The sequence below is a fragment of the Methylobacterium sp. NPDC080182 genome, from assembly GCF_050281105.1.
Lineage (GTDB): Bacteria > Pseudomonadota > Alphaproteobacteria > Rhizobiales > Beijerinckiaceae > Methylobacterium.
The window spans coordinates 619622-637444 of record NZ_JBNNWO010000001.1; the positions used below are offsets into that span (position 1 = coordinate 619622).

Sequence of the window (17823 nt, forward strand, 5' to 3'; positions counted from 1 at the left end):
GGATGGCGCCCGCACCCCCCACGACCGACAGGGACTGGCGCGGCTTCGCCCGCACCCTGGCCTTGTCGATGGTCGGCCTCTTCGCGGGCTACCTGGCCCTCGCGGTGCTGGTCGACCCCTACGATACCGGCCGCTCGACGCTGCTGTCCCGGGGGGCCGTGCGGCCGCAGGGGCCCCGCACGGCCTCGGCCGTCCGCGGCCGCGATCCGGCCTATGCGGGCGTGGTGATCGGCAACTCGCACATCCAACTCATCGAGCCGGCGGCACTGACCCGGCTCACCGGCATCCCGTTCCTCCAGCTCTCGGTGCCGGCCACCGGCCCGTCCGAGCAGTTCGCCTTGCTGGGATGGTACCTGCAGCACCACGCCCGCCCCGCCGCGATCGTGCTCTCGGCCGACGCGTTCTGGTGCGCGGACGACCCGTCCTTCCCGAGCGAGCACGGCTTTCCCTACTGGCTCGTGGGGGACTGGCCCGCCTACCTGCGCGGGCTGATCCGCTTCTCGGCCGCGCAGGAGACGGTCAACCGCATCGGCTGGCTCCTGAACCCGCGCCGCAAGACCGCCGCGGCCGACGGCTGGTGGGATTACGAGCGCAACTACCTGAGCCAGGGCTTCGGCGTCGATCCCGCCAAGAAGGCGGCGCTGGAGAAGCCGGTCGGGCCCGAGCCGGAGCCGCGGCACGGCGGGCCGTTCCCGATCGCGGCGCGCCTGCGCGCCGAACTGACCCGGATCCCGGCGGAGACGCCGGTCGTGGTGGTGTTCCCGCCGGTCTACGCCCGCGGCGAGCCGCCGCCCGGCAGCCCTCGGGCGCGGGCCGAGGCCGCCTGCCGGGCCGAGGTGCGCACGGTGTTGGCGACTCACGCGCTCAGCACGGTGGTCGACTGGCGCGACGGCCGCCCCGCGGCGGCCGATCCCGACCAGTTCTTCGACCAGACCCACTACAGGCTGCCGATCGCCCGGAGCCTGACGACCGAGATCGCCGAGGCGATCGTACGGTTGCGGACCAGATGACAGCGTAAAACATCTGTACCGTGGCCTGTTTGCCGCACGCGGCGATGCAGTGACAGCCAGTTACAGCCCCTGCATCCGTGTGCGTTGTGGCGATGAGGCACCTCGACTATACGGCACCTCACGTTATCGCCGCACACCGGCCATCCCCTGGTGGGCGGTTTACCATCCAGCGAGGGTGACGCATGGCGAAGGTGCAGCTGGAGGACGGCTACGTCCCGTCCGACGACGAGCCCTTCATGAACGACCGGCAGCGCGAATATTTTCGGCGCAAGCTGCTGAGCTGGAAGAACGACATCCTGCGCGAGGCGCAGGATACGCTGGTGGCTCTGCAGAGCGAGAACGAGAACCACCCCGACCTCGCCGACCGCGCGTCCTCCGAGACGGACCGGGCGATCGAGCTGCGGGCCCGGGACCGCCAGCGCAAGCTCACCGGCAAGATCGACGCGGCGCTGGCCCGAATCGAGGACGGATCCTACGGGTTCTGCGAGGAGACCGGCGAGCCGATCTCCCTGCGCCGCCTCGACGCGCGCCCGATCGCCACCCTGTCCCTCGAGGCGCAGGAGCGGCACGAGCGCCGCGAGCGGGTCTACCGCGACGACTGACCGGGTCCGGCCCGCGCGCCGGATCCCGCGCAGCGCCGGCGCGGCGCCTACTGCGTCAGCCGCAGCGCGCCGATGCTGGCCTGGATCGACTTGAAGGCCTTGATCAGGTCGTCGGACGAGTTGGCGAGGTAGAACTGGTCCGGTGACGAGGCGCAGTTCCGCAGCAGCGTCTGGCCGGCCGAGTCGATCGGATCCGCCGGGACGCTGAAGCCGATCGTGTAGATCGATATATTATTTGTCTTCGCGTTGCTGCACGCGAGGGCTGTCAGTTTGTCGAGCGCATCCCGCGCTGTGCGGGCATTCGAAATATTTTGATTGCTGGGCGGAAGCCGCGAATTCGGGTTCGATCCATCGGCGTTCGTAAAATAGCCGAAGGGAAAGTACATGGATTTATTGTAGGACGGGTTCGAATTTACGGGCCAGGTATTTTCCCCGTCTGTCATGAGGATCATGATCTTGTTGATCGTGCTGAGGTCGGAATTGGCGCTGTTCGAGGAGTAGCGCGCGCCGTCTGCGAACACGCTGTTCGGGGAAAGCGTGCGCCATCCCCACATGAAACCTTCATGAATATTGGTCGAGCCTGAGGCTACCATCAGGTTGATCAGGTTCTTGAGCGTCGTGGTATCACTGGTCAGTCGCTGAAGCGGCTGGGTCGTGCAGCCGAAATTCGGCCCGTTGGGAATACCCGTGTAGCGGTTTCGCGAGGTGGGTGACGGATCGCGGGGGCTGAGATACTTGCATGCACGCGCCTCGGCCGTCGAGAATGACGTGTCCCGGGTCGGCTTGGGGCAATCGGGGCTGTTCGTATAATCGTCGATATAGCTGTTAAAGCTGATACTCGATGAGTTTTTAGTCGAGTATTCGCTATATTCCGACGAGCCGTCACCCGGCTCGTCGGGGGCGAAGAGCGGGAGATAATAAGAATCCTTGTTGCTCGCGGTCGGTGCGCCGTCTTGAACATTCAGGGGATAGGGCAGTGTTTCGAGGCATCCCGCCCAGGCCCAGCCGGAGTTGGCCGCCTGCAACTTCGAGAAGATGTCGAAGCGATTGGTGATGCCCGTGCCCTGAAGGCCGTTGACGTTGAGCCAGTGATAGCTGGATTGCGCAGCTTGATCGATCCAGGTCGCGTAACGATAGGTGGCTGGATTGACAGCCACAGACGCGGCGAACGGCACGATGGAGATCTTGCTCGCGCTGGAGAAGGCCGGGCTGGTGTAGACGTAGTTGACGAAGTCGGTCGCGGCCGTCTGGACGGCCTGAAGCTTCGACTGTCCCCCGCTCGAGGCGGCCATCGAGCCCGTGTTGTCGAGCACGAGCGCGATCTCGAAAGTCTTCGGCAGCGGCGTGGCGCATTGCGAGACGGCGCCCGGGTTGATGCGCTGGGTCCCGGTCAGGCCGCCGAAGAAGGTCGTCGACTGCTTGTGAGCGGTCAGCGTGATCTTGCGCGGGCTGCTGGTGATGGCCAGCCGGTCGACCACGAGGCTCGCCGCCCCCATGGCACCGGTCATCGTCGTCTGCGCCAGGGCGTTGAGTTCGGTTTCGGACGTCGTCAGCGGCGTCTGGCAGAGCAGCAGCGCCGTGGCGTCGGCCGCGGCCTGGAGCTTCGTCTCCAGCCGCGTGGCGAAGCCGTAATCGATCGCCGCGCCGCCGACCATCACCATCGGCACGCTCAGGAACGCGAACAGCAGAGCGACGTTGCCGCCGCGGTCGCGCAGGATGTCGCGGCGCCGCTCGGGGCGGCCGTCAGGTTTTGCGAACGATCTTCGTGCCATCGCAGTTCGATTGTTTGTCGTCCGGCAGGACGACTTCCGTGTAGGTGCTGGTGCCGTAGGCCTGGCCGCCGCGGGTCGGCCACGGCGCGCTGCTGGTGAACGTGATCGTGTTGCTCACGCCCTTGGCGAGCTTGACCAGCGCGCTCCCGATCATCGGCGTGTAGCTGATGCTGACCTCAGCCAGCACGTAGCGCATGCCCGGCATCCGATAGCCGTCCGGCACGGTCAGGCTGGGCGCGGGGCCCGGGCTCCGCGCGGTCCCGTTGGTGTTGGCGACGCTGGAGCAGACCACCGGAGGACCGCTCGGGTCCTTCGCGTCGGTGCCCATCGCGCTGACCACGATCTTGACCTTCGACGTGTCGAACGGGCGCATCACCGCCGTGGCGGAGGCGAGGATGTCGTTCATCACGGTGGTGCTGATCGGGTTCTGTGTGTCGCCCTGCGCCGTCAGGTCCGCCACGGTGCGGCCGAGCTGCGTCAGCTTGCGCCACTCGTCGATGGCGTGCGTCACCTCGGTCATGCCCGCCCAGATCGCGAGCAGGATCGGCAGGATGACGGCGAACTCGACGGCCGCGCCGCCGCGCCTGTCGTGCCGGAGCCGCGCCGCCCGCCGGGTCAGGACGGTGAGGACGGGCACGGGCTCGCTCCGACGATCTGGTAGGGCTCGGTGCGGAACACCGCCGTGGAGGTCAGCAGGCTCGATCCCTCCGCGGATCCGCTGGTGAACTGCTTCGTGTTGAGGCCCATCAGGTTGAAGAAGGTCGGGAACGGCACCGCCGCGGTGACGATCACGATCGTCCCGGGCGAAGCGCATTTGTAGTTGGAGCCGAAACTCGTGCTCCACGTGCCCGTGGCGGTGTCGATCGGCTTGTTCGCGGTCGCGCTCGCGAAGCTGCTCGAGGTCGCGACGTCGATCTTGACGTTCTGGCAGTTGAACACGGTGGGCACGGGGCTGACGGGCGATCCGCACATCCGCGCCTTCAGGGTCGCGAGCACGGTCCCCGGATTGGTCTGGCCCGCGGTGTCGAGCTGGAACTGGCCGGTGAAGATCGTCCGGACCGCGTTCTGGAGCGCGCGATCGAAATTCTGCGTCGCCCACATCTGGAACACGATCTGGATGATCGCGCCGCACAGCGCCAGGAAGGGCAGGGCCACGAGGGCGAACTCCACCGCGGCCGCGCCCCCGGTGTCGCGCCCGAGGCGCGCCAGAAGGCAACCTGGCGTCACTCTGACCTGCGTTCCTACAAGTCCTCGGCTGTTCATATGCGAGCAGATCACTCGGAAGTAGACATCTCATCCGATGTGACGCCAAGCTTTTGCGAAACTCTTAATCCAATCGACTAGACCAGGGTTATCAAAGGGCCACTACTTTCGGTTGTAATAGCGCCGGCGTGTCGGCGACGCGGTGTTGACGCACCGCCTGCGCGCGCCAGTTCCCCGCGCAGCGTGCCGGAGAACCCCATGAGATCCCCCCTGATCGCGCTCGTGGTCGGCGCGGTGGCGCTCGCGCTCGCCGCCTGCGATGCCCCGAAGCCGGGACCGGCCGGACCTCCCGGTGCGAAGGGTGATCGGGGACCGGCGGGGCCGGCCGGGCCGGCGGGGGTGAACGGCGCCACCGGCGCCCGCGGCCCCGCGGGCGACCCGGGCCCGGCCGGACCGGCCGGTCCGCCGGGACCGTCCCTGAACAGCCAGGTGCGCCTCGACGTGGCGTGCCGCCGTGACGAGGAATTGATTGGCGCTTACTGCCGAGGCATGGCGGTGGTGCCGTCGGTGACCGTCACGGAGGGCGTGTCCACGGTCGGCTGCCTCGACATGACCGCCAAGGCCGCCAAGGATGCCCAGCCCGTCGCGGTCTGCATGAAGAAGCCATGAGACTCGCCGTCCCCGCTCTTCTGGTCGCGCTGGTGTCCGGCCCCGCCTGCGCGCAATCCTTCGTGCCGACGGAACGGGCGGCGATCGACCTCGTGCGCGACCGGCGCACCGCCGGCTTCACCACGGTGGCGCGGACGCTGGCCTATGCCGAGCGCGCGACCGGCGGCGCCTTCCGTCTCGGCGGCTACCGCGTCGATTACCGCCCGGACGTCCCCTTCGCCCGGGTGCGGATCTGCTATCGCCTGGGGATCGACCCGCCGACCTGCGGCCTCGCTTACCGCGTCGCGGTCAATCCCGCCCATGTCGAGCCGGCCGATCGCTACAGCGGCCTGACGCGCGACCTGGAGCACGGCCCGCAGGCCTTCCTCCGGGCACTCGCCCGGGAGGCCGACCTTCAGCACCAGCCGGACGTCCTGCGGAAGGTCGAGGCCGCGCTCGAGCCCTACAACCCCTACGACTGGCGCTGAGGGAGGCGGCTCTCAGAGCAGCCGCGGCCAGCGCAGGAGCCGCTCCGGCGCGAAGGCCGCGACCGGCACGGCCGGTTCCCGGCCGGTGGCGAGGTCGGCGACGATCTCGCCGGTGATCGGGCCGGTGGACAGGCCGATATGGCCGTGGCCGAAGGCGAAGAGCAGGCCGTCGTGCCGGGGGGCGCTGCCGATCACCGGCATCCCGTCGGGGGTCGACGGCCGGGAGCCGAGCCACGGCGCGTTGTCCAGCGGGCCGCCGAGCCGAAGGGTGGAGGCCGCCTCCCGGGACGCCGCATCGATCTGGGTGTGGTCGGGCGCGGCGGCGCGCGCGTTGAGCTCGACACCGGACAGGACCCGGACCCGGTGCTCGCTCATCGGCGACAGGATCGAGCCCGCGCCCGTGTCGAGGATCGGCCGGGTCAGCGGCGGGCTGTCCGGATGCAGGGCGTAGTGGCGGTGGTAGCCGCGTTCGGCCGCAACGGCGAAACGGTAGCCCAGGGTCCGGGCGATCGCCCCGGACGCGGCGCCGGCCGCGAGGACCACCTGTCGGCCCCGCACCGCGCCGCCGTCGTGATCGACGCGCCAGCCGTCCGTCTGGGGCTCCAGCCGGGCGACGCTGCCCCGCAGGCGGCGGCCGCCGAGACCGGTGAACAGGGCCTCGCACGCCTCGATGAGCCGGCCGGGCTCGCGGACCGACCCCGTCTCGGTGAGCAGCATGGCCCGCGCGTAGGGCCGCACCAGCGCCGGCTCGAGCGCGCGCAGCGCCGCGGTGTCGAGGATGTCGAAGGCGACCCCGTGCCCGGCCAGGATCTCGCGCTCGAGGGCGGCGGACGCGAAGGCCGCTTCGGTGCGGTAGGCCTTGATCCAACCCGTCCGCTGCAGCCGGTCGCCGGTCCCGGCCCGGGCCGCCAGCCGCTCGTGGGCCGGATAGGCGGCGCTGGTCAGCGGCAGCAGCGCCTCCGCGGCACGGCGCCAGCGCGAGGCGCGCGCGGCGGCGAGGAAGTGCGCCGTGTAGGGCACGATCCGCGGGAGATGCCCGTAGTGCAGCCGCAGGCCGCGATCGGCGTTGCGCAGGTAGGCCGGGAGCTTGCCCCACAGGGCCGGGCTCGACATCGGCAGAATCGAGCCGCGGCTGACCACGCCGGCATTGCCGTAGGAGGTCCGGGCCCGCGCCTCGCCGGGATCCAGCAGCACCACGTCGAGCCCGCGGTCCCTCAGCGCGATGGCGCTGGCGAGGCCGACCATCCCGCCGCCGACCACCACGATGTCGGCCGTCTCGTCCGTCGCCATGCCGCTCACATCCTGCACCGCACCACGCGCGCCCTTCTGCCGGGTTTCCCGCGTCCTGGGTAGCGGGCGCTGCGGGGGACGCATCCGGCCGGTGTGATCGCGAAGTCCCGCGCACATTCCCGCGCAGATCGGCTAGAGAGCGGGCCATGACTCTCGTCCGCTTCGCACCCTCGCCGACCGGGTATCTCCATATCGGCAACGCCCGGCCGGCCCTGCTCAACGCCCTGTTCGCCCGCCGGACCGGCGGCCGCTTCCTGCTGCGCCTCGACGACACCGACGCGGAGCGCTCCACGGAGGCCTTCGCCCAGGCGATCGGCGAGGATCTCGCGTGGCTCGGCATCGTGCCCGACCTGTTCGCCCGGCAGAGCGACCGCACGGCGCAGCACGACGCCGCCGCCGGCCGCCTGCGCGCAGCGGGGAGGCTCTACCCCTGCTACGAGACGCCGGAGGAGCTGGAGCGCCGCCGCAGGCGTCAGCTCGGCCGCGGCCAGCCGCCGATCTACGACCGGGCGGCGCTGCGGCTGACCGCCGAGGAGCGGGCGGCGCTGGAGGCCGAGGGCCGCCGGCCGCACTGGCGGTTCCTGCTCGAGGCGCGGACCGTCGGCTGGGACGACCTCGTCCGCGGGCCGGCCCATGTCGACTGCGCGTCCCTATCGGACCCGGTGCTGATCCGCGCCGACGGCAGCTACCTCTACACGCTGCCGTCGGTGGTGGACGACGCCGATCTCGGGATCACCCACGTCATCCGCGGCGAGGACCACGTCACCAACACCGGCGTGCAGGTGCAGATCTTCGAGGCCCTGGGTGCGCCCGTCCCGGTCTTCGGCCACCACAACCTGCTGACGACGGCCGACGGGGAGGGGCTGTCGAAGCGCCTCGGCCACCTGTCGCTGCGCGGCCTGCGCGAGGCCGGCTACGAGCCCGCGGCGGTGCGCTCGCTGGCGGTGCTCACCGGCTCGGCCGAATCGGTGCGGGCGGTGCCCGACCTCGACACCCTCGCGAGCCTCGTCGATCTCGGCGAGATCTCGCGGGCGCCGGCCCGGTTCGACCCGGCGGAGCTCGACGGCCTCAACACCCGCTTGGTCCACGCCATGCCGTACGCGGAGGCGGCCACGCGCCTCGCGGCTCTGGGGATCCCGGAGGATCGGGCCGAGGCGTTCTGGATCGCGGTGCGGGCCAATCTCGGGCGCGTCGCGGAGGCGGCCGACTGGTGGCGGGTCGTGGCCGGTCCCGTCGAGCCGGTGCTCACCGAGCCCGCCGTGATCGCGGCCGCCCGCGAGACCCTGCCGCCCGAGCCGTTCGACCCGGAAACCTGGAAGGCGTGGACGACCGAGATCCGGACCCGCACCGGGGCCAAGGGCCGCGGCCTGTTCAGGCCGCTCCGGCTCGCCCTCACCGGCCTGGAGCACGGGCCGGACCTCGCCGGCCTGCTGCCGCTGATCGGGCGGGAGCGGGCGGCGCGCCGGCTCTCCGGCGCCGCCGCCTGAGCGATCAGCGGCCGGGCTTCGGGCGCGCCTCGATCAGCGCGGCGTCGAGCAGGAAGCTGCCGTCGGCCTCGATGGCGAAATGCGCCGCGACTTCCGCGGGCGCGGTGACCTGCAGCGCCCGGATCGCCGCGACGTGGGTCTCTGGCGTCCGCATCCGGGCGATCCAGCTCGCGAACTCCATGCGCGGCCGGCTCGGCGTCGCGTCGCCGGGCGCGAATCCGGCCGCCTCCAGCAGGGCCCGCCATTCCGACACCCGGTAGTCGCGGACGTGCGAGGGGTCGCGCAGCAGCTCCACCGCCTGCAGGTGCGTGTCGAGCAGCGGATCCTCGGGCGCGACGATGTCGCTGACGATGAGGAACCCGTCCGGCCGCAGCACCCGCCGCGCCTCCGCCAGGGCGGCCGGCACGTCGCGCCAGTGGTGGGCGCTGTAGCGGGTCAGGATCGCGTCGAAAGCCGCGTCCGGGAAGGGCAGGGCCTCGGCGCCGCCCTGACGGGTCTCGATCCGGTCGAGTCCCCGCCGGGCCGCCTCGGCCGCGACCGCCGCCAGCATCTCGGCCGACAGGTCGTAGGCCGTGACGGCGGCGCCAGTGGCGGCCGCCGCGAAGGCGACGTGGCCGCCGCCGCAGCCGAGGTCGAGCACCCGCAGACCCGGTCGCGCGCGGACCCGCTCGCCGATCCGGTCGAGATCGGCGCCGGCGGCGTGCACGGCGCTGGTCACGTAGGCGGAGGCCTGCGCGCCGAACTGGTCGACGACGTGTCGGGCGTGGCTGCGGGCGTTCATCGGCGGATCTCCCGGATCAGGTCGCGAGCGGCTTCAGGCGGGACAGCCGCAGGGCGATCATCAGCGCCAGACCGTACAGCCCGCCCACGAACAGCACCACGCCGTTCCACCCGGAATGGGCGAAGAACCAGCCGCCCGCGGTCCCGAGGACCGACGAGCCCAGATAGTAGAGGCCGAGATAGATCGCCGAGGCCTGGGCCCTGTCGCGCAGCGCCCGCCGCCCGACCCAGCTGCTCGCGACCGCGTGGGCGCCGAAGAAGCCTACCGTCGTCACTACGATGCCGGCCAGGATCACCAGCAGGCGGTCCGAGAGCGTCATCACGATGCCGGCCAGGCCGACGGCGGTGGCGACCCAGAGGACACGGCGGCGGCCGAAGCGGCTCGCCAACTCGCCGGTGACAGGGCTGCTGACCATACCGGCGAGGTAGACCGAGAAGATCATCCCGATCACCGCCTGGCTCAGCGCGTAGGGCGGGTCGAGCAGGCGGAAGCCGATGTAATTGTAGATGCAGACGAAGCCGCCCATCAGCAGGAACGCCTCGGCGAAGAGCCAGGGCAGGCCGGCGTCGCGGAAATGGTGGGCGAAGCTGCCCGGGACTTCCGCCCAGGCCAGCCGGCGCGGCACGAAGCGGCGCGAGGGCGGCAGCCAGCGCCAGAACGCCAGCGCGGCGGCGAGCGCGAGGCCGCCGATCACCGCGAGCCCGGCGCGCCAGCTGACGAAGTCCGCCATCACGCCGCTGATCAGGCGGCCCGACATGCCGCCCAGCGCGTTGCCGCCGACGAGCAGGCCCATCGACAGGCCGATGGCCTTGGCGTCCATCTCCTCGGCGAGATAGGCCATGGCGACGGCCGGGAGTCCGCTGGCCGTCAGCCCGGTGAGCGCGCGCAGCGCCAGGAAGCCGTACCAGCCGGGGACCAGGGCGGCTACGACCGTGAGCACCGCCGAGGCGACCAGCGAGGCCAGCATCACCGGCTTGCGCCCCCAGATCTCCGAGAGCGGGCTGACGACGAGCAGCGCCACCGCCAGCAGCCCGCAGGGCAGCGACAGGGCGAGGCTGCTCGCAGCCGGCGAGACGCCGAAATCCTCCGCGTAGATCGGCAGGAGCGGCTGGACCGCGTAGAGCACCGCGAAGGTCGAGAAGCCGGCCGCCGCCAGGGCCAGAGCCGTGCGGCGGAAGACCGGTGTGCCCGACCGGATGAGCCCGTCCTCCGCCTCGCTGTTCATGACCGTCCCGCGCCGCTGTCCTCAACCGGTGGTGAGGCGCTGTGGCCGCACGGTCAACTGCCGCGCAGGACAGGCCCGCGCGGCGGCCGCCCTAGCGCGGCGGCGGAGGCGGCGGAGGCGCTGCCTGGCCCTGCCCCTGACCTTGCCCCTGCTGCAGCAGCGGCGTGATCCGCTGGACGACGACGCGGCGGTTCTCCCGCGACGGACCCTGCGTGTTCACTTTCAGGTACTGCTCGCCGTAGCCCTGGGTAGTCAGGTTCTCCGGCGGCACGCGGAACTGCTCGGTCAGCACGGTCGCCACCGACTGGGCGCGCCGGTCGGACAGCGACAGGTTGTCGAGCGCGGAGCCGACGGCGTCGGTGAAGCCCTCGATCAGGAACACCTCCCGGGGGTTGGCCTGGATGGCGCGGTTCATCGCGGCGGCGATCACCGACAGCTTGGCCGCCTGATCGGGCGTGACGGTGAACGAGCCGGTGTCGAAGGTGATCGTGTTGATGTCGACCGAGCGCAGGCGGGCGCGGAGGTCCGGGCTGTAGCGGATCTGGTCCAGCGTGTACCGGCGGTCGACCTGCACCACGGGCGGCGCCGTCAGCGCCTCGTAGACCTCCGCCTCGTCGGCCTGGGCGTAATCCACGATGTAGCGGTCCCGCGGGATGCGGATCTCCGGCGGCGGCAGCACCACCACGTCCTCGTAGATCGGGCGGAGCGGGCCGGCGTAGCTGTTGTCGATCAGGACGAGCTCGCGACCGTCGCGGTAGCGGAGGTAGCGGCGCAGCATCCGACCGTCGTCGTTCGTGACGGTGACGATCTGCTCGCCGCCGGGCCGGTCGACGTAGCTGTAGAAGTCCGCGCCCTGCCGCTCGAACCGGTAGCCGCGCGGGTCGAGGGTGCGGAAGCGCTCGTTCTCGTCGTGGCGGATCAGGTAGCCGTCGCGGTCCTGCACGATGATGCGGCCCGGCTCCCGGTAATAGGTCCGGCCATCCTCCCGGAACTCGCGCCGGTCTGTGCGGACCTGATCGAAGTCGCGCACGCCGTCGTTCTGGCGGAAACCGCCGGGGACGTAGCCGGGCTGTCCCGGCCGGTTGAAGGCGTTCGGGTCGGCCGGACGGCCCGGGCCGCCCGCGGGCGGCTGTCCCGGCTGTGCCGGCGCCGTCCCGGGCTGCGGGCCGCCGGGCGGCGGGGCCTGTCCGGGGGCGGGAGCCTGGCCCGGCGGCACGAACGGCCGTCCCGGAATCCCGGGGGCCATGTTGGGCGGCACCGGCCGTCCGGGCTCGGCGCCGGGAGCACCGTTGGGCTGGGCCGGCGCCCGTCCCTCGGGCTGGGCTCCCTGCGGCTGGAACGGTCGTCCCGGAACGCCCGGAGCGGCGTTGGGCGCCTGCGGCCGGCCGGGCTCGGCGCCGGGACCGCCATTCGGCTGGGCGCGGTTCTCGGGCAGGCGGTTGTCGGGCGGCGCGTCTGGGCGCTGGGCCGGTCGACCGGGTGCGCCGGGGGGCGCGTTCGGCGGCTGAGACCGGTCGCCGGGCGCACCCGGACCGCCCGGACGCTGACCCGGCGGTCCGCGATCCGGCGCGGACCGGTCGGGGGCCGCGTCGCGCTGCGCGGGACGGTTCGGCTGGTCGTCGGGACCGGGGCGATCCCGGTCGGGCGCCTGGCGCTGATGCGGCGGGGCCGGCGGACGCTCCGGCGCGGGCCGCCCCTGGGGCGGCGGAGCCTGATCGCGATCCGGCGCCTGCTGACGCTCGGACCGCCCCGGGCCGGGCCGATCCTGCGGCCCGCGGTCCGGACGGTCCGGCTGCTGATCCCGCCGGTCCTGCTGCCGGTCCTGCTGCCGCTCCGGTTGCCGGTCCTGCCGGTCCGGCGCCGGGGGACGGGCCGCCGGCGGCTCCGGCCGGCGCTCGGGCGCGCGCTCCCGCGGAGGCGGTTCGGCCTGCGGCTGGCGCTGGGCGGGCGGTTCGGGCCGCTCGCGCGGGGGCGGCGGCGCCCGCTCCGGCCGGGGTTCGGGCCGCTCGCGCGCGGCCGGTGGGCCCGGCGGCGGGCCGGGACGCTCCTGCGGCGGCCGCTCGGGGCGCGGGCCGCCGTGCGGGGGTTCGCCGCCGCGGGGGCCGCGCTCCTCCGGTCCGCCCTGCGCCACCTGGATCCGGCCCGGCGCGGCGTCTGCGAGCTGCACGAGCGTCAGGCCCGGCAGCACCGTGCCGGTGAGGAGGATCAGGCGGAGCAGGCGCATCGCGGTCTCGTGTCGGTTCAGGCCGAGCCGAACACCGGACGTCGCGTATGGTTCCGCGCCCGTCGGCGCGAAACCAGTCTCAGGGGGTGAGGCGCTGGGGCACCGCGATGACGTCGGGCGCGATGATGCGCACGGCAACGTGATCCGGCTTGGCTTCCGCGGCCTTCGTGCCGTCGGCCGCGGCAGGTTGGATCTTCGCCGCATCGTCGCGGCCGGGTCCCGCGCTGCCCTTCGTGTCGACGCCCGCGCGGCCGGCGGCGTCGGCGGCGAGCTCCGCCGCGGTCCGGTCGGCCCGGCCGACAAGGGTCAGGCGCACCTTCGGCCGGGACAGGGCCTCGGCCTGCATCGGCGTCACGAAGATGTCGCCCTTGTGCCGGACCAGCATGCTCTCGGCCTTCACCAGAGACTGCGCCCAGGACTTGCCCTCCGGCTTGCAGGAGCAGTTCGGCACGAATTCCTTGCGGAATTTGAAGGCGTTGGCGAGGTTCGTGTAGGCGCGGCTGCCCTTCACCGTGGCGGCGTGCTTCAGGGCGTCGTCGCCGTACGGCATGGAATAGGCCTGCGCCTCGGTCCCCGGGCAGAGCGCCTGACACATCTCGTCGGCGCCGCCGCGGCCCTCTGGCAGGTTCTTCATCGGGAAGTAGCCGCCGTCGCAGGTCCGCACGCAAACCATCTGCGGGCCGCCCCGGCCGTAGGCCTCACCGGAGCCGGCATAGGCCTCGCGCGGCGGGCAGGTGGAGGCGACCAGCCCCTGGAGCTCCCGCTTCCGGGCGCCGCTGTCGTCGATCACGGCGCCGCCGTAGGTGGCCTTGAGCGCGCGGATGCGCTGCTCCACCGCGCCGCACTGGGGCGGCCGGGTGTCGAAGAACAGGAATTTGCCGCCCTCGCAGTTCAGGCCGCGGAAATAGGCTTCGAGCCGACCGATCTCGTCGTTGAGCGCGCGCGTCGTGCTGGCGCCGCTCTGGAGCGAGGCCAGCTCAGCCCGGTAGCGCCGGCACTGCGGCGACGGCAGCTGCGGCGCCGGCCGCGCCTCGGCGGGCGCCGGGGCGGGCGCGGTCTCCTGCGCGCTGGCGGAGGTCGCGAGCGGAGAGGACAGTCCGAGGGCTATGGCCGCGCTCAGGATGAGGCGGCCGAGCGTACGGACGATCGGGCGGTGAGGCATAGGCTGCATCGCGTTGATCGGGTGCGCGGCGATCCGGAGTATCCGGAGCCCGCGCGCATCCGCGCTTCGGGACGGAAGCGGGGCCATTCTACGCCCCCTCGCAAGACCGCGACACCCCTCCTACATCCGGCCCGCAAGCGTGAGGGGGAATTGACCGGCGATGTTGTTTCGGAGTCTCACCTATGTTGGGCTTCTCGCACTGGGCCTGGCAGCGGCCGGTCCGGCCGCGGCGCAGGAGCCGGATCGGATCTTCGACAAGTCGACGGTCTGGCGCCCGCTGACGCCCAATGACAAGCTCGTGGTCTACGGCGTCGACGATCCGGCGGTCTCGGGCGTGTCGTGCTGGTACACCCAGCCCGAGAAGGGCGGGATCAAGGGCACACTGGGCCTGGCCGAGGATGTCTCGGACATCTCGCTGGCCTGCCGGCAGACCGGGCCGATCGCCTTCAAGGGCAAGCTCAGCCAGGGCGAGGTGGTGTTCAGCGAGCGCCGGTCGCTGATCTTCAAGTCGATGCAGATCGTCCGCGGCTGCGACGCGAAGCGCAACACGCTGATCTACATGGTCTACTCGGACAAGGTCATTCAGGGCTCGCCGAAGAACTCGACCTCGGCGGTGCCGCTGGCGCCCTGGGGCACCGAACCGGCGCAGAAATGCGCCGACTTCATGAAGTGAGCGGCACCCGGTGACGCGAGCTTTCCGCGCGGCGGCCCGGCGACGGGCCGTCCGCGGTCGGCTCAGTCCTGGCAGGTGATCCGGATCGGGCGCTCGGACGGCGCCGGGACCGGCTGGCTGATCGCGCCGGTATACTCGTCGGCGGCGGCGACGCCGTAGGAGTTCGCCGCGGCGTAGCCCTGGGCCTCACACCACGCGTTGGCGACCACCTGGCCGCAGGCGCTGCCCGGCGTCGTCAGGCACTCGCCGACGCCGTAGCCGTCGCTCGACGGGATCAGGAAGGTCTTCTCGACACGGGCCGGCGCCTTCGCGGGCGTCTCGCCGTCGGTGCCGGCCAGCGCGGCGTGGGTCAGGCCCGCGCAGGCGAGAACGGTGGCGAGAGCGAGGGAACCAACGGCCGAGCGTCGCATGGATTGTCCTTGGGCACAGGATCTGTGGCGTGAGGATCGTGGCCCGGACGGTCCGACGGCGCGGTTAAGGAAGCCTTACCCGCATGGCGCGCAGGCCATCTCGAATTCCTCACGCTTTTGGGTTAGCCCCATCGCGCGGGCCGCGCCGTCGCCGCGATGCAACAGGGTGCCGTGCCGGGGCTGGCCGATCCGCCACGTTTCGGCCGCTCTTCGCCGCGCGGGGCCCTCAGGTCGTTGAAGGCAGGGCCGGATTTCCGGCCACGGCTCCGGGCCGGACGTCATCCCCGGCGCCGGAGAAGGGATGGGTTTCATGGCGCCGATGTTGCGGCTCTACAACACGCTCACCGGCGCCAAGGAGGCGTTCGCGCCGATCGACCCGCAGCATGTCCGCGTCTACGCCTGCGGCCCGACGGTCTACGACGCCGCCCATATCGGCAACGCTCGGCCGATCATCGTCTTCGACCTGCTGTTCCGCCTGCTGCGCCACCTCTACGGGCCGGAGCACGTCACCTACGCGCGCAACGTCACCGACGTGGACGACAAGATCAACGCCCGGGCGGCAGAGCGCGGCATCACCATCCGCGAACTCACCGACGGAACGCTGGCGCAGTTCCACCGCGACGTGCGTGACCTCGGCGTGCTCATGCCGGAGGACGTGAACGTGCCGGGCGCGCGAGCCCGCTTCGTCGAGCCCCGCGCCACCGACCACATCGCCGAGATGGTGACGATGATCGAGGCCCTGGTCCGGGCCGGCCACGCCTATGTGGCGGAGGACCACGTGCTGTTCGACGTCCCCTCGATGCCGGATTACGGCGGCCTGTCGAAGCGGCCCCTCGACGAGATGGAGGCGGGTGCCCGGGTCGAGGTCGCCCCCTACAAGCGCTCGCCCCTCGACTTCGTCCTGTGGAAGCCGGCGAAGCCCGGCGAGCCGTCCTGGCCGTCACCGGCCGGCCTCGCCGCCGCCGGCCGCCCGGGCTGGCACATCGAGTGCTCGGCCATGTCGGCCAAGCATCTCGGCCGGACCTTCGACATCCACGCGGGCGGCATCGACCTGATCTTCCCGCACCACGAGAACGAGGTGGCGCAGTCCCGCTGCTGCTTCGGCACGCCGGTGATGGCCAACGTCTGGCTGCACAACGGCTTCCTCCAGGTGGAGGGGGAGAAGATGTCGAAGTCGCTCGGCAACTTCATCACCATCCGCGACGTTCTGAAGGACTGGCCGGGCGAGGTCGTGCGCCTCACCATGCTCAAGACCCAGTACCGGCAGCCGATCGACTGGACCCTGCGCGGCCTCGAGGAATCGGCCCGCGTGCTCGACCGCTGGTACAACGCCGCCGGGGACGCGCCCGCCGCGCCCGACATCCCCGCCGGGGTCGTCGAGGCGCTCTGCGACGACCTCAACACGCCGGCCGCGATCAACGAGCTGCACCGGCTCGGGAGCGGTGCGGAGGCGCAGCCCGGGGCGCTGCGCGCCGGCGCGAACCTGCTGGGCTTCCTCGCGCGCACCCGCAGCGACCGCGAGCAGGATCAGGTCGCGGCGTCCGGGGTCGACGTCGCGGCGGTCGAGGCGCTGATCGCCGAGCGCCGGGCGGCGCGGGCCGCCAAGGACTGGCCCGCCTCGGACCGGGCGCGCGACGCTCTCGCGGGGATGGGCGTCGCCGTGAAGGACAACAAGGACGGCACCACGACCTGGACGGTGGCGCGCTGATCGCCGAGCCGGCTGCCGATGACACGGACGTGACGGCGGCCGCGTCCTCGCGCCCGCTTGCGCGGCGCGGCGCGTGCGGCATCTGTGGTCCGGGGGCTCGCGGCGGAGATGAGCAGCACGTGATCAGCTTCGGGACCACTTTCGCGACCATCGGGGCGCGACGCGCCGCCGCCGCGTCGGCGCTCACCCTCGGTCTGGGCCTGTCGGGCCCGGCCGCCGCGATCGACGGCGGCTCGGCCGCCGGCCGGGATGCCCTGGCGCAGGCCACCGTGGCGATCGGCACGATCACCCAGCCCGAGGAGGCGCTGAAGCTGACCCGCTGCACCGGCGTGCTCATCGCGCCGGATCTCGTGCTCACCGCGGCCCATTGCGTGAACGGCGATCCGCTCGGCGCGCTCGTGGTGTTCTTCCGGGGCAGCGAGCCGGCGCGGCCGGTCTACGGGGCGCGGGTCGCGGCCCGCTACAGTCCCGATCCTGGTGAGATGCTGCCGAATGAGGCGTCGGGCGTCAGCCTCTCCGACCTCTCCCTCGACCTCGCGGTCCTGCGCCTGACCGAGCCGGTGCGCGACCGGCGGCCGGTTCCGTTGGCGGCGGATCCCGGCCGGGTCCCCAAGAGCCTGCGCATCGCCGGCGCCGGCCTCTCCGGCCGGACGGTCGGGCGCCTGCGCACCGCCACGCTGACGCCGGTCGCGGCGAGCAGCACCGGGCTGACTATCGCGCGGGCCAACGGTGCCCGGGTCTGCTTCGGCGATTCCGGCGGCCCGGTCGTCGCGCAGGATCGCCGCGGCACGTACATCTGGGGTGTCGCCAGCGCGGTGATCAGCCGGGCCGCGCCCTGCGGCGGCTACGTGGTGATCGCGCCCGCCGCGCAGGTCTTCTCGGCCACCGGGACGCGGTGAGGGCTGCGGATACCGCCGGAACGCGAAAACCCCGCGCGGCCGGACCGCGCGGGGTTTTTCAGGAGACGGTGCGACCGGCGGATCAGACCGCCATGCGCTCCTCGCCGTCCATCGGCTCGCGCAGCACGTAGCCGCGGCCCCAGACGGTCTCGATGTAGTTCTTGCCCTGGCTGGCGTTGGCGAGCTTCTTGCGCAGCTTGCAGATGAAGACGTCGATGATCTTCAGCTCCGGCTCGTCCAT

General features: G+C 72.0%; 18 protein-coding genes. 8 read left to right on the plus strand and 10 right to left on the minus strand.

The features are described 5' to 3' along the window. Positions 1-2 precede the first annotated feature (2 nt). A complete protein-coding gene (locus tag ACQKQD_RS03070; RefSeq protein ID WP_427507447.1) occupies positions 3-1010 on the plus strand; it encodes a hypothetical protein in 1008 nt (335 codons plus the stop codon). A gap of 182 nt (positions 1011-1192) precedes the next feature. Next, positions 1193-1612 (plus strand): RNA polymerase-binding protein DksA, encoded by a 420-nt coding sequence (gene dksA / locus ACQKQD_RS03075; RefSeq protein WP_012322444.1) that lies wholly within the window; start codon positions 1193-1195, stop codon positions 1610-1612. Between the two features lie 47 nt (positions 1613-1659). Here the strand turns inward: dksA and ACQKQD_RS03080 are convergent, their stop codons facing one another. Genes ACQKQD_RS03080 through ACQKQD_RS03090 form a run of 3 tightly spaced genes read right to left on the minus strand, consistent with a single transcriptional unit; the run spans position 1660 to position 4611 of the window. Then, positions 1660-3384 (minus strand): pilus assembly protein TadG-related protein, encoded by a 1725-nt coding sequence (locus tag ACQKQD_RS03080; RefSeq protein ID WP_081636474.1) that lies wholly within the window; start codon positions 3382-3384, stop codon positions 1660-1662. Continuing rightward, positions 3356-4021, minus strand: a complete 666-nt coding sequence (locus tag ACQKQD_RS03085; protein ID WP_020092920.1) for a TadE/TadG family type IV pilus assembly protein — start codon at positions 4019-4021, stop codon at positions 3356-3358. The genes ACQKQD_RS03080 and ACQKQD_RS03085 overlap by 29 nt, the downstream gene beginning before the upstream one ends. After that, positions 4000-4611 carry a TadE/TadG family type IV pilus assembly protein gene (locus tag ACQKQD_RS03090; protein WP_427507448.1) on the minus strand — a complete coding sequence of 204 codons (612 nt, stop codon included), beginning with the start codon at positions 4609-4611 and terminating at the stop codon, positions 4000-4002. The genes ACQKQD_RS03085 and ACQKQD_RS03090 overlap by 22 nt, the downstream gene beginning before the upstream one ends. A gap of 234 nt (positions 4612-4845) precedes the next feature. Here ACQKQD_RS03090 and ACQKQD_RS03095 point away from each other — a divergent pair, with 234 nt between their 5' ends. After that, the gene (locus tag ACQKQD_RS03095; RefSeq protein ID WP_427507449.1) at positions 4846-5256 is read left to right on the plus strand and encodes a hypothetical protein; all 411 of its coding nucleotides are present in this window, start codon (positions 4846-4848) and stop codon (positions 5254-5256) included. After that, positions 5253-5723: a hypothetical protein gene (locus ACQKQD_RS03100; protein ID WP_427507450.1), complete on the plus strand. Its 471-nt coding sequence runs from the start codon at positions 5253-5255 to the stop codon at positions 5721-5723. Before ACQKQD_RS03095 ends, ACQKQD_RS03100 begins: the two co-directional genes overlap by 4 nt. A gap of 12 nt (positions 5724-5735) precedes the next feature. Here ACQKQD_RS03100 and ACQKQD_RS03105 read toward each other — a convergent pair whose 3' ends face one another. Beyond that, on the minus strand, positions 5736-7013 hold the full coding sequence (locus tag ACQKQD_RS03105) for an NAD(P)/FAD-dependent oxidoreductase (RefSeq protein ID WP_427507451.1): 1278 nt from the start codon (positions 7011-7013) through the stop codon (positions 5736-5738). Positions 7014-7159: 146 nt separating this feature from the next. Between ACQKQD_RS03105 and ACQKQD_RS03110 the strand changes: the two genes are divergently transcribed. After that, complete coding sequence (locus ACQKQD_RS03110) at positions 7160-8500, plus strand: glutamate--tRNA ligase (protein ID WP_427507452.1); 1341 nt, start codon at positions 7160-7162, stop codon at positions 8498-8500. 4 nt (positions 8501-8504) lie between these two features. Here ACQKQD_RS03110 and ACQKQD_RS03115 read toward each other — a convergent pair whose 3' ends face one another. The 4 genes from ACQKQD_RS03115 to ACQKQD_RS03130 all read right to left on the minus strand — a co-directional run bounded on the left by ACQKQD_RS03115 (position 8505) and on the right by ACQKQD_RS03130 (position 13892). Continuing rightward, on the minus strand, positions 8505-9281 hold the full coding sequence (locus tag ACQKQD_RS03115) for a class I SAM-dependent methyltransferase (protein WP_427507453.1): 777 nt from the start codon (positions 9279-9281) through the stop codon (positions 8505-8507). 16 nt (positions 9282-9297) lie between these two features. Beyond that, positions 9298-10506 carry an MFS transporter gene (locus tag ACQKQD_RS03120; RefSeq protein ID WP_100250752.1) on the minus strand — a complete coding sequence of 403 codons (1209 nt, stop codon included), beginning with the start codon at positions 10504-10506 and terminating at the stop codon, positions 9298-9300. A 91-nt stretch (positions 10507-10597) separates the two neighbouring features. Continuing rightward, positions 10598-12730: an OmpA family protein gene (locus ACQKQD_RS03125; protein ID WP_427507454.1), complete on the minus strand. Its 2133-nt coding sequence runs from the start codon at positions 12728-12730 to the stop codon at positions 10598-10600. Positions 12731-12809: 79 nt separating this feature from the next. Next, positions 12810-13892, minus strand: a complete 1083-nt coding sequence (locus tag ACQKQD_RS03130) for a DUF2865 domain-containing protein (protein ID WP_427507455.1) — start codon at positions 13890-13892, stop codon at positions 12810-12812. 160 nt (positions 13893-14052) lie between these two features. Between ACQKQD_RS03130 and ACQKQD_RS03135 the strand changes: the two genes are divergently transcribed. Then, positions 14053-14565: a CreA family protein gene (locus tag ACQKQD_RS03135; RefSeq protein ID WP_020092910.1), complete on the plus strand. Its 513-nt coding sequence runs from the start codon at positions 14053-14055 to the stop codon at positions 14563-14565. Positions 14566-14627: 62 nt separating this feature from the next. Here ACQKQD_RS03135 and ACQKQD_RS03140 read toward each other — a convergent pair whose 3' ends face one another. Continuing rightward, a complete protein-coding gene (locus tag ACQKQD_RS03140) occupies positions 14628-14975 on the minus strand; it encodes a hypothetical protein (RefSeq protein ID WP_042672904.1) in 348 nt (115 codons plus the stop codon). A 310-nt stretch (positions 14976-15285) separates the two neighbouring features. On the opposite strand from ACQKQD_RS03140, the gene cysS reads away from it, so the two are divergent. Together cysS and ACQKQD_RS03150 are read left to right on the plus strand one after the other, a co-directional pair. Continuing rightward, entirely contained in the window at positions 15286-16683 is a 1398-nt protein-coding gene (cysS, locus tag ACQKQD_RS03145; protein WP_427507456.1) for a cysteine--tRNA ligase, read from the plus strand. A 119-nt stretch (positions 16684-16802) separates the two neighbouring features. Then, the gene (locus ACQKQD_RS03150; RefSeq protein ID WP_427507457.1) at positions 16803-17582 is read left to right on the plus strand and encodes a trypsin-like serine protease; all 780 of its coding nucleotides are present in this window, start codon (positions 16803-16805) and stop codon (positions 17580-17582) included. A gap of 82 nt (positions 17583-17664) precedes the next feature. Here the strand turns inward: ACQKQD_RS03150 and ACQKQD_RS03155 are convergent. Continuing rightward, the coding region (locus ACQKQD_RS03155; protein ID WP_427507465.1) for a winged helix-turn-helix domain-containing protein at positions 17665-17823 on the minus strand (159 nt) is incomplete at its 5' end.